General features: G+C 70.3%; 12 protein-coding genes. 5 read left to right on the top strand and 7 right to left on the bottom strand.

Annotation, left to right across the window (positions count from 1 at the left end; genetic code table 11):
• Window positions 1-1708 (top strand): IPT/TIG domain-containing protein (locus AC0NH5_RS16440; protein ID WP_474404422.1); only part of this gene is annotated, 1708 nt, incomplete at its 5' end.
• Between the two features lie 121 nt (window positions 1709-1829).
• Here AC0NH5_RS16440 and AC0NH5_RS16435 read toward each other — a convergent pair.
• Entirely contained in the window at window positions 1830-2564 is a 735-nt protein-coding gene (locus tag AC0NH5_RS16435; protein WP_474404420.1) for a hypothetical protein, read from the bottom strand.
• Between the two features lie 208 nt (window positions 2565-2772).
• On the opposite strand from AC0NH5_RS16435, the gene AC0NH5_RS16430 reads away from it, so the two are divergent.
• The 3 genes from AC0NH5_RS16430 (at window position 2773) to AC0NH5_RS16420 (ending at window position 8040) form a co-directional block, all read left to right on the top strand.
• Window positions 2773-4038 (top strand): IPT/TIG domain-containing protein, encoded by a 1266-nt coding sequence (locus AC0NH5_RS16430; RefSeq protein ID WP_474404418.1) that lies wholly within the window; start codon window positions 2773-2775, stop codon window positions 4036-4038.
• 135 nt (window positions 4039-4173) lie between these two features.
• Window positions 4174-6060, top strand: coding sequence for a S8 family peptidase (locus tag AC0NH5_RS16425; protein WP_474404416.1), 1887 nt, complete (start codon window positions 4174-4176; stop codon window positions 6058-6060).
• 111 nt (window positions 6061-6171) lie between these two features.
• Complete coding sequence (locus AC0NH5_RS16420) at window positions 6172-8040, top strand: S8 family peptidase (RefSeq protein WP_474404414.1); 1869 nt, start codon at window positions 6172-6174, stop codon at window positions 8038-8040.
• Between the two features lie 72 nt (window positions 8041-8112).
• On the opposite strand, the gene AC0NH5_RS16415 is transcribed toward AC0NH5_RS16420, so the two are convergent.
• Window positions 8113-8841, bottom strand: coding sequence for a hypothetical protein (locus AC0NH5_RS16415; protein WP_474404412.1), 729 nt, complete (start codon window positions 8839-8841; stop codon window positions 8113-8115).
• 338 nt (window positions 8842-9179) lie between these two features.
• On the opposite strand from AC0NH5_RS16415, the gene AC0NH5_RS16410 reads away from it, so the two are divergent.
• On the top strand, window positions 9180-9407 hold the full coding sequence (locus AC0NH5_RS16410; protein WP_474404410.1) for a hypothetical protein: 228 nt from the start codon (window positions 9180-9182) through the stop codon (window positions 9405-9407).
• A 26-nt stretch (window positions 9408-9433) separates the two neighbouring features.
• On the opposite strand, the gene AC0NH5_RS16405 is transcribed toward AC0NH5_RS16410, so the two are convergent.
• The 5 genes from AC0NH5_RS16405 to AC0NH5_RS16385 form a co-directional block, all read right to left on the bottom strand.
• The gene (locus AC0NH5_RS16405) at window positions 9434-10198 is read right to left on the bottom strand and encodes a class I SAM-dependent methyltransferase (protein ID WP_474404408.1); all 765 of its coding nucleotides are present in this window, start codon (window positions 10196-10198) and stop codon (window positions 9434-9436) included.
• Between the two features lie 91 nt (window positions 10199-10289).
• Entirely contained in the window at window positions 10290-11480 is a 1191-nt protein-coding gene (locus AC0NH5_RS16400) for a VWA domain-containing protein (RefSeq protein WP_474404406.1), read from the bottom strand.
• A gap of 148 nt (window positions 11481-11628) precedes the next feature.
• Window positions 11629-11799 (bottom strand): hypothetical protein, encoded by a 171-nt coding sequence (locus tag AC0NH5_RS16395; protein ID WP_474404403.1) that lies wholly within the window; start codon window positions 11797-11799, stop codon window positions 11629-11631.
• Entirely contained in the window at window positions 11796-14273 is a 2478-nt protein-coding gene (locus AC0NH5_RS16390; RefSeq protein WP_474404401.1) for a DUF5682 family protein, read from the bottom strand. The genes AC0NH5_RS16395 and AC0NH5_RS16390 overlap by 4 nt, the downstream gene beginning before the upstream one ends.
• Window positions 14266-15327: an ATP-binding protein gene (locus AC0NH5_RS16385; RefSeq protein WP_474404399.1), complete on the bottom strand. Its 1062-nt coding sequence runs from the start codon at window positions 15325-15327 to the stop codon at window positions 14266-14268. The genes AC0NH5_RS16390 and AC0NH5_RS16385 overlap by 8 nt, the downstream gene beginning before the upstream one ends.
• Window positions 15328-15365: the final 38 nt, after the last annotated feature.

Genomic DNA, 15365 nt, shown 5'->3' with positions numbered 1-15365 from the left:
TACGGGCACGGCCACCCGGACCAGTGACACTGCCGCGAGCGTGACGGTGCCGACCGGAGTGACCTCCACGACTGCCAGGCCGACGGCGTACAGCCTCTGCCTGTACAACGGCACCGCCGCCGCCTCCACGCTGATCTCCGGCGCCCAATACTCCGCCGGCCAACTGTCCCTGAGTCAGGGCATTGGTTCGTGGGAGGGCGGCAACAACATCGACATCACTTCGCCGAACCCGTTCCTGGCTGGCATCGACGATCCAGGCGTGCTCTTTGCGCCTACGGCATGCCCGAGCGACTACGACAATGACACCACAACCAACAAGTTGCCTGCCGCTGACAAGATTCGAAAAGTTACCAACACCCGGCTTGCCATCACCGCGCCGACGCTGTTCTACGCCGACCAAGCCGCGATGAACACGGCGGCAACGGCGGCCGGTTCCTCGAGTGTTGGCTGGAACCTCTGTGTCTACAACGGCACCGTGGACACCGGTGACGCCGCGTCGTCGGATCTGATTGCCAGCAACCCGTACCGGGTGACCACGATGCAGACGGCAACGGGAGTCTCCCCCAAAGCCGGGCCGGCACTGGGCGGCAGCCTGATCACGGTTACCGGTACCAACTTCCCGACCGAGCCCGGCGCCATCACCGCCACGCTCGGCGGCACGCCGCTGATCTCGATCACGCCGATCAGCAGTACCGCTTTCAGTGCGCGTACGCCGATGCACGCCCCGGCCAACAACGTCTCACTGACGGTCACCACGGCAGCCGGGTCCTACACGAGGAACGGCGTCTACTCTTACACCAGTGCGGTGGTCGCCAACCCGAAGACGGCACCCAACACACGGCCCGTCGATGTGATCGTCAACGGCGTCGGGTTCGAGAGCGCAGCTTGGAGCAGCAATGTGACCACCGGGGCACACATCTTCCTGGTCGAGGGCAGCTACAGCAGCGCAGCCGTCACGGGCGGCACCGTGCGGGCGAACCCAGCGGTATCCGACTGCGGCAAGGTCCTCGTGCTCAGCGACACTGAACTAGTCTGCAGATTGGATCTAACCAAGCGGTTGAACGCCGCCGGCGATGCGATCCTCAGGGCGGCGCCGAAGTATGGCGTTGGACTCACTCTCGACACGACCGCCGGCAGCCGGCTGCTTACCGCAGCAGCGTCCACGTTCGACCAGACAGATGTCGGCAAGGCTGTCATCGATCTGGCTACGAGCAACCCGAAGATTCCGACGGGAACAGTGATCACTGCCGTGTTCAGCGGCACGGAGGCGATCATGTCCAACCCGGCTACCGACACGGCGGACAACAGCACAACCATCACGATCGCCGCCTCGGACAACAAGGTCGCTTCGGTGACTCTGGGTGCTGATGAGAACATCTCTGGCATTTCACCTGTCCTGGACGGCAATGACGTAGGCAAGTTCATCGGCGGTGTCGGCATCCCCAACTCCCCGACACCCTCGAAGATCAACGCGCAGGGCGGGACGACTGCTGTCATGTTCGACACCGCGGGCACCCCAGCTGCCGTCTCCGCAACGACTCCCGGCACCGTGAACGCAGTAATCAGCAGTGGGTACACCGTCGTTCCCGAGGGGGCCTACAACCTGCAGTTCGTGAGCAACGCTGCGCTCAACGCGGTGCAAACCGACCCCAGCTACGTGCAGAGCACAATTTCCAGCGCCTCAACCTTCACCGTCGCCTCCTTCTGACGACCACGAAGCATTGCAACGGCGGCCCGGAGCGCACGCTCCGGGCCGCCGTTCCAAAGCCCAGCGACGAACGCAAGAACGCCGGCCGCCACATTGGCGGCCGGCGTTCTATCGCGATGACTTAACCGAGTTTGCGCCACTCCCGTTCGATCACCGCCAGACTCTTACTGACTGCGGGCCGCCCGCCGATCTTCGTGTCCGCCACGATCACGCTGCGCTTGGCGCTGGTCCGCCAGCAGACCAGCAGGCTGGGCCGTACCTTGGGTTCCTGTTCGTTGTAAAGCTTGAACCGCTGCGAACATTCGGCTTTGCCGTGCTTCTTGATACCACCGGCCACCCAGCCGATCTCGCGCTGGCCGCTCAAGTCGCCGCGCACCGTGATGATGCGCATGGCCCCGCCCTCTTTGGCTGAACCGACGGTGACCTCCTTCGCCGCGGCCGCGGCGGCGGCGCCGGCCGGGTTGTCGTCCTTGACGGGCAGCGGCCGCGTGATCTTCACGCCGTCCTTGGCGGCCGCCTCGCGAGCCGCGCGGATGCGGTCGGCCGCCGACTCCGGAGTGGGTTCCGCCTTCGTCTTGTCGCTGTCCGCAGCCGGGGATTTCTTCTCGGCTTTCGCGGACACTGGCGTGTCCTGGCCCGTCGAAGCCGGCGTGAGCGGCGCCCGCGCCTGGATCTCCTGGACCGCCGTCTCGTCCTTGTCGGTCGCCCACGTCGTCACGAGGAAGGCGCCGGAGCCGAGGAGCGCGGCCAGTCCGGCCACGCCTGCCACCGTCCGGAGGCGGCGCCGGCCCGGCTGACGCGCGGACGCCGGTGCCTCAGCGGAACTGCCGGCTCGGTCGTCGTCATCAATGGTCATCGTCTGTGCCCCTTGGGTTTCGGCTGTCGATCCGCCGCTCGGGCGGCGGACCCCGAACTTTCATGCTGTCAACGCCAGCGACATATCGGGCTAAATCTCGCCAGACGGCGCCTGAGAGTTTCCCGAGAGGGTTTCGTCATTCGCGCCGGAGGCGGATCAAATGCCCCTTACGCTGCCCTCAAGGACTGCCCGCCACCAGGAGGAACGCATGATTACGCGGTTAGCCGGCCTGTCCACTCTCACGGCTACCGGTGTGCTTCTCGGCCTCACTGCGGTCCCGGCCTTCGCCGCCTCCCTGCCGATGACGCTCAGCAGCGCCAGCGGACCCAGCGGCGGCGGCAACACACTCACCGGGACGGTCATCGCCGGCGCCGCCAACCCGACCCCGTTCGTTGCCGGCAGCCTGCCCACGGTGCAGTTCCAATACACCGGGACCGGTGCCACCACCTGCAGCCCGATGGCGAAAGCGGTCACTCAGATCGCTGCCAGCGGGACCACCTCCACCGCCGGGGTGCTGACCGTCGACCCGGACCTGGTCAAACGCAGCTCGGGCACGAAAATCGCCTTCGAAGTTCCGTCGAAGCCCTACCCCGCCCTGGTCGATGGCAATGCCAGCACGGTCAATCCCAACGGGCTCGTCCTCGCCGGAGCGCAGACCATCGCGAAGTGGAACGTCTGCGTCTATGACAGCCCGTCGACCACGACCAGCACGCTGCTGGCCAACGCGGCGTACACCTTAGCCGTGCGGCCGAAGATCACGGCGGTCATCCCGACCAGCAGCCCGGCGTTCGGCGGACAGTCCATCACGGTGACCGGGGTGGGCTTCGCGACCGCGGCGAACGCGACCGCTGCGTCGGTGGCCGGCGTGCCTCTCACCTCTCTCAAAGTGGCGCCCAACGGCAACAGTTTCACCGCGACGACCCCGGCCCGTGCGGCGGGTACCGGTCTGTCGCTCGTCGTCACCACCCAGGGCGGCATGGTCAGCAGCCTGGACCCGGACAACAACGGCCTCCCGCAGGACTCCGACAACGACACTGCGGACGTCCCAGTCACCTTCACCTATACCAACGGCATCTCGGTCAGCCCGAAGACCGCGGCGCCCGGCTCGAAGGTCGACATCGAGATCAAAGGCATGGGTTTCCAGCAGCTGACCTTCAACCGGGCGGACAATGCTGCCGCCACCGACGCGACAGCGCATGTCTTCCTGGTCAAGGACGCCTACGTGGCGGCCAGCAACCGGGGGGTTCAGGAGTGCAGGAAGGTGCTCGTGGTCAGCAACACGGAGCTGCACTGCACTCTTGATCTCGGGGCGGACCGCCTGGACCCGGCGGACAGCTCGCCGGTGGCGAACACGCCGGTGGCCGAGGGCACGTACACCGTCACCGTGGTGGCGAACGGCGCTGCCAACGCCGCCGAGGCCGCCGCGCCGTCGATCGTCAGCAGCGGCTCCACGTTCACGGTCTCGCCATACTGATCGCCACTCGCTGAGGACGGGCCCCTCCAGTCGGAGGGGCCCGCTCTGCTACCTGGCTGCAACCTCGGAAAGATTCATCACCACCCGCCGTCCCGCCGATGCTCGTCCTCGACCGCCAACGGAGGGACTTCGAGGATGAAGCATCACTTGCGCCGGTATGCCGCCGGTGCTGTCGCCGTGGGCGCACTGGCCGCGGTGTGCGCCGTCGCCCTGCCCACCGGCACGGCGAGCTGGGAGCCCGTCACCTACGGCCTCACCGCCACCCCCGAACAGCTGCTCCCCGCCACCATCTCGGAGACCCGGCCCGCCCGCGTCGTCACCACCACCGTCGACAAGGCCGGCCGCCCGGTCGTCACCGTCAAGGAGGCGACCAGCCGCCGCGCCGCCAACCGGCTGGTCGAGGACGCTCAGGAGACCGACGACGCGGTCAGCGTAGAGATCGACGCCCCGGTGTACGCCCTCGGCGTTCCCACCGGCCCCGACCCGTACCGCAGTCAGCAATGGGACTTCACCAAGCTGAGGATCGCCGATGCCTGGACGAAGTCGACCGGCGCGGGTGTCACCGTCGCCGTGATCGACACCGGCGTCGACGCCAAACACCCGGACCTGGCGCCCAACGTCCTGAGCGGTTACGACGCGATCGCGGACAAGGCCGGTGTCAGCACCGACGGCAACGGGCACGGCACCCACGTCGCCGGCACGATCGCCGCGGTCAGCGGCAACAGCGTCGGGGTCTCCTCGGTCGCGCCGGACGTCAAGATTCTCCCGATCAAGGTTCTCGACGCCAAGGGCAGCGGGAACATGTCGGACACCGCCGAGGGCATCGTCTGGGCCGCCGACAACGGCGCGCGGGTGATCAACATGTCGCTCGGCGCGACGGTGAAGGTGGCTGCGGTGACGAACGCCATCGCGTACGCCCGGAGCAAGGGTGTCACCGTCGTGGCCGCAGCGGGCAACAGCCGTACCTCCGGGAGCCCGGTGTCTTATCCCGGTGCCGACGCCGGCGTGATCGCGGTGGCGGCGACCGACGCCTCGGACAACTACGCGAGCTACTCCAACGCGGGTAGCTACGTCGACGTCGCCGCGCCCGGCAGCGCGATCCTGAGCACCTATCCGACGGCGCTGGGTACCGCGTACGCGAATCTGAACGGCACTTCGATGGCCTCGCCGCATGTCGCGGCGGTGGCCGCGCTGCTGAAGTCCTATGCGCCGCAGTTGACGCCGGACCAGATCGAGGTCGCGCTGGAGAAGACCGCGGTGGACCGGGGCAAGGCCGGGTTCGACAACGACTACGGCTATGGCCGGATCGACCCGGTGGCGGCGCTGGCCTCAGTCACTCCGGCCGCCACCACCGCCCCGACCCAGCCGGCCACGACGCCGCCGACGACCAAGCCGGCCACGACGCCGCCGACAACCGTTCCGGCCACGACGCCGCCGACAACGGCTCCCACCACGACAGCGCCCACGACGCCCCCGACGACCACGCCCAACAGGATCACGCCTCTGTTGACCTCCAACGTCACCACCCGCGACGTCGCGTACGGCACGACGGCCACCACCACCTTCACCGTCCGCGTCTCCGGCCGGCCCTGGGCCGGCAAGCCCGCCGCCCTCTGCGTCGCCGAGGCCGGCGCCGACTTCACCTGCACCGACACCACGACCAGCGCCGCCGGGACCGTCACCCTGAGCCGTCCCAGCGTCGCCTCCTACAAGGCGTACCTGAAGGTCGCCGAGTCCGAGACGACCACCGCCACGGCCTCCCCGACCGCTACGTACCGGGTCCGGGCGATGGCCACCGCCACCCGCACCGCGAAGGGCGTCATGACCGTCCGGCTGACCTGCGCCGCCGGCCAGACGGCCCTGGTCCAGCAGTACCACTCGGGCGTCTGGAAGATCGTGGGCGAGTTCCCCGCCGTCCCGATCACAACGGTGTCCGGCCTGGTCAGCGGCCAGCGTTACCGGGTGGTCGTTCCGGACACCGCCGCCGTCGTGGGCGTCACCACGGGAGCGATCACAGTGTGAGAAGGCGTCCGTCGCGCTGCTCCCGACGCGCAACAGCCTGACAACTGCCTTCACAACTCCCGGACCCGAATCTGATTCCCGTAAGACAAACGGGGGAGAGGGACGCAGTTGATGAAGGTTCAGATCCGCAGGTTCGCTCTTGGCACCGCTGCCGCCGCCGCTTTCGCCGCGGTCGGTGTGGTCGCTCTGCCGGCCGGCACGGCCGACTGGGAGCCCGTGACCTACGGCTTGACCGCCGGCCCGGAGCAGTTGCTCCCGGCCACCGTCTCCGCCGAGAAGCCCGCCCGCATCGTCACCACGACGATCGATGAGGACGGCCGGCCGGTGATCTCGGTCGAAGAGGCCACCGACAAGGCGGCCGCGACCGCGGCGGTCAAGGACGGACAGCAGGCCGACGGCGCGGTGAGCGTCGAGGTCGACGCCAAGGCGTACGCGCTGGGCGTCCCCACCGGCTCGGACCCGAGCCGCGGCCAGCAGTGGGACTTCGCGAAGCTGAAGGTCGCCGAGGCGTGGAAGAAGTCGACCGGTGAGGGCGTCACCGTCGCCGTCATCGACACCGGCGTCGAGGCGAAGCACCCGGACCTGGCCGGTCAGGTGCTGACCGGGTACGACGCGATCGCCAACAAGGCGAACGGCGGCACCGACGGCAACGGGCACGGCACGCACGTGGCCGGCACCATCGCCGCGGCCACCGGCAACGGCGTCGGCGTCTCCGGCATCGCCCCGGACGTCAAGATCATGCCGATCAAGGCGTTGGGCTCGAACGGCAGCGGCAACATGTCGGACACCGCCGAGGGCATCATCTGGGCCGCCGACAACGGCGCGCAGGTGATCAACATGTCGCTCGGCTCCAGCACCAAGGTCGCCGCGGTGACCAACGCGGTCAAGTACGCCCGCAACAAGGGTGTCACCGTGATCGCCGCCGCCGGCAACAGCCGTGCCGAGGGCAACCCGACCAACTACCCGGGTGCCGACGAGGGCGTCGTCGCCGTCGCCTCCACGGACTCCTCGGACCGGTACTCCTCGTTCTCGAACGCCGGCAGCTACGTCGACGTGGCCGCGCCCGGCAGCAGCATCCTGAGCACCCACCCGACCTCGCTCGGCAGCGGTTACAAGTCGATGAGCGGCACCTCGATGGCTTCGCCGCACGTCGCCGCGGTGGCCGCGCTGCTCAAGTCGTTCGCGCCGTCGCTGACGCCGGACCAGATCGAGTCGGCTCTCGAGACGACCTCCGTCGACCTGGGCAAGGCCGGGTTCGACAACGACTACGGTCACGGCCGGATCGACCCGTTGGCCGCGCTCGCCTCGGTCGCCCCGGCGACCACCGCGCCGACCACGCCGGTGACCACCGCGCCGACGACCGCTCCGACCCAGGCTCCCACGACGGCTCCGACCCAGGCTCCCACGACGGCGCCCACGACGGCTCCGACCACCGCGCCGACCACTGCTCCTACTACCGCGCCTGTCACGGGCGCGCCGATCATCACGGCGGACAAGACGTCGGCGGAGGTCGCCTACAACACCGGCACCGTCACCACGTTCACCGTGACCGCGGGCGGCAACGCCTGGGCGCAGCAGTCCGTCTCGGTCTGCGTCGCCGAGGCCGGCGGCCCGGCCAAGTGCACCGACGCCACGACCGACGCGGCCGGCATGATCGCCGTGTCCCGCACCGCCAAGGCGTCCTACCGGGTCCACGTCCAGGCGGGGGAGACCGTCTCGGCGCCGGTCAGCTACCAGGTCCGCGCCTCGGTCAAGGCCGTCCGCAGCGGCGCCGGCACGATGACCGTCACCCTCACCGGCGTGGCCGGTCAGAGCGTGCAGGTGCACCAGCTCGTCGCCGGCAAGTGGAAGACCGTGCTGACCTTCAAGGCACAGGCCAGCGTCCGGGTCGGCGGCCTGAAGAGCGGCCAGCAGTACCGGGTCGTCGTTCCCGACACCGCCGCGCTCCTCGGCGCCACCAGCGCCACGGTCAAGGCCTGACGATCACACGCAACCGCGGCAGGGCTCCGGCCCTGCCGCGGTTTTCTTTTTCACACGTATATCGCCCTTCTTCTAGCGCTCAGTGTTCAGCCTCGCCCATTCCCGGCCGATCACCGCGACGCTGGAGGCCGTGGGCCACTCGCCCCGGGGGACCACGGCCATCGTGATGACGCTGCGGGTCGCCGACGTACGCCAGCACAAGAGCAGAGTCGGCCGCCGCTCGGCCGGCACTCCCGTCGGCAGCCGAACGTCGCCGGTGCAGCGCACTCCACTGCCGACCAGCTGCCCGTCGTCCCCGGCGAGCGCCAGCTCACGGGTGCCGCTCAGGTCCCGCCGGGCGGTCACGATCCGGATGGTCCCGTTCTCCAGCGCCTCGGTGCGCTCGCTGACCCCCACGCTCTCCTGCTCGGCCAGGCCACCGGCGGACGCGGAGCCGCGAGGTTCGCCGGGTGCCGGCTCCGCAGTGCGCGCCGCGCTGGGCACCGGGCTGCGCTCCACCGGCTCCGCCGGTTTGAACCCTTCGGGGGTACGCCTGACGTAAGGGTCGATGCTTTCCGTCGACGGTGTGGTCGCGGTCGTGGCCAGGGTCGTCATCGGCGCCAGGGCCGCAGGTCCGGGGAGGCTGGTTTGTTCCCGGCCGCCCATCAACGCCGTGACCAGGAAGCCCGCGCCGGCCAGCACGGCAGCCGCACCCGCCAGCGCCACACCCGCCTGTTTCCGGCGCTGACTCCGGCGCAGCTGTGCGGCCGCTGTCGAGGCGTACAGGCCGCTCTCGCCCAGCTGCTGTTCGTCGTCGGCCATGTCACCGTCCCGGATCCTCGGTCCACCCCATGCTCCCAAAGAGCAGGACATATCGGGCGATGTTCCGCGAGGTGGCCGCCGTCCGCGACCGGCACTGTCAGATCCTCGTCAATACCCGCCCGCACGCCGTCCTTCACGGCCCCACCACCCGATCGGCCGTTCCCGGAAGGTCGAACGACCACCCCCGAAGGCGCATCAGGCATCACCCGGACAAGGGAGCGGCCGGTCCCGCTGTTGACCGGCGCACCGGGGTCCCGCAATGTTTGGAGCGCGCGGGTGCGATGGCGGCGGACCCGGAGCCCTACCGTCGTGCCCGCCCCGCGCCGGAGGGGGGTGACGTGCGGCAATCCGCTTCCGGGGAGCACCTTCCCGACCGCCCCTCCTGGGTCTGCCGGAGCTGTGGTCTGCCCTGGCCGTGCCGGCCGGCCCGCGAGCGTCTCTCCGCCGAGGTGGGCCGCCTCGACCTGGCTGTCCTGATGTGGAACCACCTGGAGGAGGCGGCCCGCGACATGCCGCACACGCCGGCTTCCGAACTCTTCACCCGTTTCCTGCGCTGGACCGACTGACCTCGGCTGCCGTCCCCGTGGTGGGGTCAGCGGAGACCGGCCACCGCCGCGTCCGTGCCGCCCCGCCAGATCAGGCCCGCCTCGCGGTAACCGGCGGCCCGCAACACCTCCAGGTGCCACGTCGCCGGCGGAAGCCATTCCTGGGCGTGGTCCTTCGCCGGGTAGATCCGCGCCCGCTCGACGGCCTTGGCGGCGAGCTGCTCGTCGGCGGCGGCACGGGCCCACCAGTCCGGCCAGGACGTGGACGCGCCGGACGCGTACCGGGCCTCGCGTTTGATCCGCGCCTGCTCGTTGAGCTGGCCGGAGAGGATGGGCAGGTTCTCCTCCGGCATGTGATCGGCGTTCACGAAGACGCCGCCCGGTCGCAGCACCTCGCGGACCTCCGCGTAGAGCGCGCTCACCCGCTCGGCGGGCAGCCAGTGCAGTGCCGTCGCCGTCAGCACCGCGTCGAACTCGCTGCCGGGCGGCAGCTTCGCCCGCCATCCGGAGTCACCGAGATCCGCGTCCACCAGGGTGGCGCGGTTCCGCAGCGACGACTCGGCGATGGTCAGCAGCACCGGGTCCTGATCCAGGACGGTCACCCGCGCGCCGGGGAAGCGAGCCAGCGTCCGCAGCGAGATCGTGCCGGTCCCGCCGGCGAGATCGAGCAGGCGCGGTGCCCGGTCCTCGGAGACCGCGGCGACGGCGTCGAGCATGGCGGTGATCCGGTGCTCCCGGTCGGGCATGAACGCCTCTTGCTGCCGGTCCCAGCTCTCCTGCCAGACGTCGGGGTCGTTCAAGTAAGCAGTCATGCCTCCTACGGTAGTTACTGCCAAGACTTTGCAACAGCCTCTCTGTCGCAATAGTTGGCTCTGTTTCGATGGCCGTCCCGGCTACTCCCGATCAACTCGCTCCGGTGGCCCGCCGGTCGGTGAGGCGTTCCGCGAACGCTTTCAGGTCCCGGCGCTCGATCGCCGCCGCCATCAGGCCCGGGAACGCGTCCGGTGTGCACGCGAAGGCCGGGACACCCATTGCCGCGAGGGCGGCCGCGTTCTCGTGGTCATATGCGGGAGCCCCTTCGTCGGACAGCGCCAGCAGCACGACCACCTGCACACCCGCCGCGGTCATCTCGGCCACCCGGCGCAGCATCTCGTCCCGCACGCCACCCTCGTAGAGGTCACTGATCAGCACGAAGATGCTGTCCCGGGGCCGCGTGATCAGCTGCTGGCTGTACGCCACCGCCCGGTTGATGTCCGTCCCGCCGCCGAGCTGAGTCCCGAACAGCACCTCGACCGGATCGCTGAGCTGCTCGGTCAGGTCGACCACCGCGGTGTCGAAGACGACCAGCGAGGTGCGCAGCGACCGCATCGACGCCAGCACCGCCGCGAACACTCCGGAGAACACCACCGAGGCGGCCATCGAACCGGACTGGTCCACGCAGAGCACCACGTCCCGCTGCACCGAGGTGGTCCGCCGCCCGTACCCCACCAGCCGCTCGGGGATCACTGTGCGGTGCTCGGGCTGGTAGTGCTTGAGGTTGGCGAGGATCGTCCGGTCCCAGTCGATGTCGGTGTGCCGGGGGCGGCTCACCCGCGCCGCCCGGTTCAGCGCGCCGCTGACGGCCGAACGGGTCTTCTGCTCGATCCGTTGCTCCAGCTGGTCGACCACGGTGCGCACCACCTGCCGCGCGGCCTCCTTGGTCTCGGCCGGCATCACCCGGTTGAGCGAGAGAAGCGTCCCTACCAGGTGCACATCGGGCTCCACCGCGGCGAGCATCTCCGGCTCCAGCAACAGCCGGGTCAGATCCAGCCGCTCGATGGCGTCGGCCTGCATGACCTGCACCACCGTGCTCGGGAAGTACTCCCGGATGTCGCCGAGCCACCGGGCCACCCTGGGGGCGGAGCTCCCCAGCCCGGCAGACCGGCGGCTGGCCGGCCCTTCGCCACCCTCGGCCCCGTCATAGAGCGCCGCGAGCGCGGCATCCATGGACCCGTCCCGTCCCGCCGCCTTGCCCAACGACTCCTCTGCCGCGCCGCCGAGCACCAGTCGCCACCGTCGCGCCCGCTCCCTTCCGGCCAGCGTCTCGTCACTCACCGCATCGCTGCTCACCGTCGCGCCTGCTCTCGTTGGGCCGGCGTCTCATTGCTCACCGCGCGGCCTTCGTCGCGCCCTGTCTCGTTGCGCCGGCGTCTCACTGCTCACCGCGCCGCCTCCGCCCGGCGCGGGTCTGCGGAGCGAGCGATCATCGCGTCTCCAGGGCCGGGCTGGTGAAGACGATCTGAATGCCCGCCGCATGGGGCGTCTCCTCCAGCGCCTCCTCGTCGGGTGGGCTGCTGAACCACACGTCCGGCACCTCCGACCGGGCGTCGATGCTCCGAGCGGCATGCTGCGGATCGGTCCGGGAATCTGTCATTTCTCCTCCGATGTGGGAACAGGACGCAGTTCGCGACCGAGTAGTGCACTGAGAACGGGCAGCACCATTGCAGCCCGTTCACTGTCGACAGCCGCTGCCTCGGGTGTGCCGCGCCGGCGTCCGCCGGCCACCCGCTCCCCGATGGCGCGGCGCTCGCCCGGGTCGAATCCTCCGAAGGTCCGGCGCAACAGCGGCAGCACGTCGTCGAACGCCTCCGCCGGAATCTCTGCCAGCCAGTCGTCGACCAGCGCCAGCAGCTCGTCGTCGTGGACCAGCAGAAGGCCGCCGCCGGAGAGGAAACCCTCCACCCAGGCGGCCGCGTGTGCGGGCGGGGTGCCGATGGTCAGGGGCAGCCGTAGCCGCCGCCGAACCTCGGTCACCTCCAGCCGGCCGGCGTCCAGCAGCAGCCGGGTCAGCCGCCCGGCCGGAAGCCCGTGCAGGTCGGGCCGCCGGGCAAGCGCTGCGATGGTGGTCAGCCACAGCTCTCGCAGCGGCTCGTCGGCGAGCAGGCTGACCGCCTGGTGCACGCCGTCCATGCCGTCGCGAAGTCGTCGGGCGGCCTCGTCGGAGAGGGACCCGGCCGCGGAGGGCAGCCCGGCGCAGATCCGGCTCAGCAGGCCGGCGGTCACGGTGGCGAGCCCGGCCACGTCGGTACGACGGACGTCCCCGTACCGCAGCGTCCGGGCGAGCGCGGGGATCGCGTCCATCAGATGGTGTACGTCGGCGTCGAGCGCCGCACGGGTGTCCAGGGCTGCGAGCACCGGGGGATAGGCGTCCGCCAGATCGGCCAGCAGACAGACCTCCACCAGCGCGGTGACCTCGGCGAGCGTGGATGCCTCCTGAGCACGCCGGGTGATCCGCGCGGTCGCCGCGGCGGCCACCGTGGTGCCCCACATGCTGCCCTCGACCAGCTGGACCGCGAACTCCGGCTGCCAGCCGAGCCGCCACTCCTCCCGGAACGTCCCGGTGCCGCGCCTGGTGGTGGCACGTTCACCCCACGGCACGTGCAGTGTCCGCAAACGGTGCAGGAGGCGGCTGCGGCGCAGGTCGATGTCGCGCCGCAGGTCCAGGTCGAGGACGCGCTCGGTGGGCTCGGGCTTGAGGCGGACCGCCCGTTGCTGCGCGGCGAGGTCACGGGCCAGCGGGAGAGCCGGCATCTCGTCCGGGACCGCACCGAGACGTTCGCCCACCACGAGACGGCGAGCGATCAGCTGGGTCCGGAGCGGTTCGCCGTCGCACATCACCGCCTCGGCGGCCTCGGTCACCTCGGCGAGCCCGGCCAGCGGCCGCCCGCGCAGCGTGGCCAGCGCCTCGGCGAGCCGGGTGGCCTCGATGACGTGTGCCGACGATGTGGGCACGCCCTCGGCCCGCAGCACACCCGCCGCGTCCACCAGCCAGCGCGGCACAACCTCGTCGGCGGAGGTGAAAAGGTGGTGGTACCACCCGGGTGACCGCACCCCGGCGCCGTAGCCCGACCAGGACGCGAGCCGCCCGTACGTCCACGGGACCCAGGTGAACGCGACCTTGCCCTTGCGCCGACCCTTGAGCAGCGCGGTGTCGTCCTTGACCGGCATCTTGCGGAGCAACGCCGGCACGTGCCAGGCCCCGCACACCACGGCGATCTCCTCGTGCCGCCGGCGTTCCTCCCGCAGCACGCCCCGCATGTAGGCCTCGCGCAGCAGGTCGTCCGGATCCTCCGGCGACGTCTCCCGGATCGCCGTCATGGCCTCGGCGATCGCGTCGAACACCGGCACACCGCGATGCTCGACGACGTCCTCCCACCAGCGCTCCGGATCGTCGTATCCCGCTGCTGCCGCCAGCTCCCCGATCGGATCGACCGGCCGCCCCGGCACTCCGCCTTCCCGTGAAACCCGCTCCGCGGGGGACGGTCTCGCGGTGAGCTCAGCTTCTCCCGCGCCCGGCACTGCGTCTGTGGCCGGCGCTTCGTCTGTGGCCGGCGCTTCGTCTGTGGCCGGCACTGCGTCTGTGGCCGGCACTGCGTCTGTGGCCGGCACTGCGCCGGCGGTTGGCGTTTCTCCTGCGGCCGGCGCTCCCACCGATGCGGAACGTCGAGCGCCGGAGGGCGCGACCCTCGGCACGGAGCGGAGGTGAGTCACTGACGACGTTGAGGGTGCGGACGACGACCGGGGCGGGTCCGGCGCGACACGATAGGCGTACGGAAGGTCGAAGAACCGCACCGGCACGTGGTGCCGGACGGCCCATCTGATCGCCTGCCATTCGGGGGAGAAGACGGCGAACGGCCAGAACGCCGCCCGGCCCGGATCGTCCACCGCGTAGCCCAGCAGCGCCACCGGCGGCTCCAGGCCCTCGTCCGCCACCCAGCGCACCAGATCGTCCGCCTCCGGTGGCCCCTCGACCAGCAGGATGCCGGGCGGATGGCGCTCCAGCTCGCGCACCACCGCCCGGGCCGAGCCGGGGCCGTGGTGCCGGACGCCGTAGAACCGCTCAGGCATCGCGGGCGGCCCGGTAGAAATCGCGCCAGCCGTCACGCTCGCGGACAACGGTCTCCAGGTATTCCCGCCAGACGACGCCGTCGGAGACCGGGTCCTTCACCACGGCGCCGACGATGCCGGCCGCGACGTCGCCCGGATGCAGCGTGCCGTCACCGAAGTGCGCGGCGAGCGCCATGCCGCTGGTGACGACCGAGATGGCCTCGGCGGGGGAGAGGGTGCCGGTCGGGGATTTCAGCTTGGTCCGGCCGTCCTCGGTCATGCCGGTCCGCAGCTCGCGGAAAACAGTGACGACCCGGCGGATCTCCTCCATCGCGGCCGGCACCTCGGGCAGGTCCAGCGAGCGGCCGAGCTGGGCGACCCGCCGCGCGACGATCTCGACCTCCTCGTCGGCGCCGGCGGGCATCGGCAGCACCACGGTGTTGAACCGGCGGCGCAGAGCGCTGGAGAGCTCGTTGACACCGCGGTCCCGGTCGTTCGCCGTGGCGATCAGGTTGAAGCCCCGCTGGCCCTGCACCTCGGTGTTCAGCTCGGGGATCGGCAGCGTCTTCTCGGACAGAATGGTGATCAGCGCATCCTGCACATCGGACGGGACGCGGGTCAGCTCCTCCAGCCGGGCGATCGAGCCGGTCCGCATCGCGCGCATGATCGGGCTGGGCACCAGGGCGGCGTCGGTGGGGCCGTCGGCAAGCAGACGGGCATAGTTCCATCCATATCGGATCGCCTCCTCGGGGGTGCCCGCCGTGCCCTGCACGAGCAGCGTCGAGTCGCCGGAGATCGCTGCCGCCAGATGCTCGGAGACCCAGGTCTTCGCGGTGCCGGGGACACCGAGCAGCAGCAACGCCCGGTCGGTGGCGAGCGTCGCGACGGCCACCTCCATCAGGCGGCGGGGCCCCACGTATTTCGGGGTGACCTTCGCCCCGTCACCGAGCAGGTAGGTGACCACTGCCTGCGGCGACAGGCGCCAACCGGGCGGCCGCGGCCGATCGTCGGTGGCGGCCAGGAGGGCCAGCTCCTCAGCGTGCTGATCCTCGGCGTGCGGTCGCAGTGCGGTCACGGAAACTCCTGACGAGTCCGGCGAACGGTGTCGGGTTC

This window comes from Actinoplanes sp. 13, from assembly GCF_056134165.1.
The sequence above is the reverse complement of the archived record's forward strand: the minus strand, read 5'-3'. Positions and strand labels throughout refer to the sequence as shown.

Excerpts from the sequence above, each read along its gene's own strand:
- AC0NH5_RS16390 (WP_474404401.1), bottom strand. The coding sequence starts at position 14,273 with ATGCCTGAGCGGTTCTACGGCGTCCGGCACCACGGCCCCGGCTCGGCC.
- AC0NH5_RS16430 (WP_474404418.1), top strand. The coding sequence starts at position 2,773 with ATGATTACGCGGTTAGCCGGCCTGTCCACTCTCACGGCTACCGGTGTG.
- AC0NH5_RS16405 (WP_474404408.1), bottom strand. The coding sequence starts at position 10,198 with ATGACTGCTTACTTGAACGACCCCGACGTCTGGCAGGAGAGCTGGGAC.
- AC0NH5_RS16425 (WP_474404416.1), top strand. The coding sequence starts at position 4,174 with ATGAAGCATCACTTGCGCCGGTATGCCGCCGGTGCTGTCGCCGTGGGC.
- AC0NH5_RS16395 (WP_474404403.1), bottom strand. The coding sequence starts at position 11,799 with ATGACAGATTCCCGGACCGATCCGCAGCATGCCGCTCGGAGCATCGAC.
- AC0NH5_RS16415 (WP_474404412.1), bottom strand. The coding sequence starts at position 8,841 with ATGGCCGACGACGAACAGCAGCTGGGCGAGAGCGGCCTGTACGCCTCG.
- AC0NH5_RS16435 (WP_474404420.1), bottom strand. The coding sequence starts at position 2,564 with ATGACCATTGATGACGACGACCGAGCCGGCAGTTCCGCTGAGGCACCG.
- AC0NH5_RS16420 (WP_474404414.1), top strand. The coding sequence starts at position 6,172 with ATGAAGGTTCAGATCCGCAGGTTCGCTCTTGGCACCGCTGCCGCCGCC.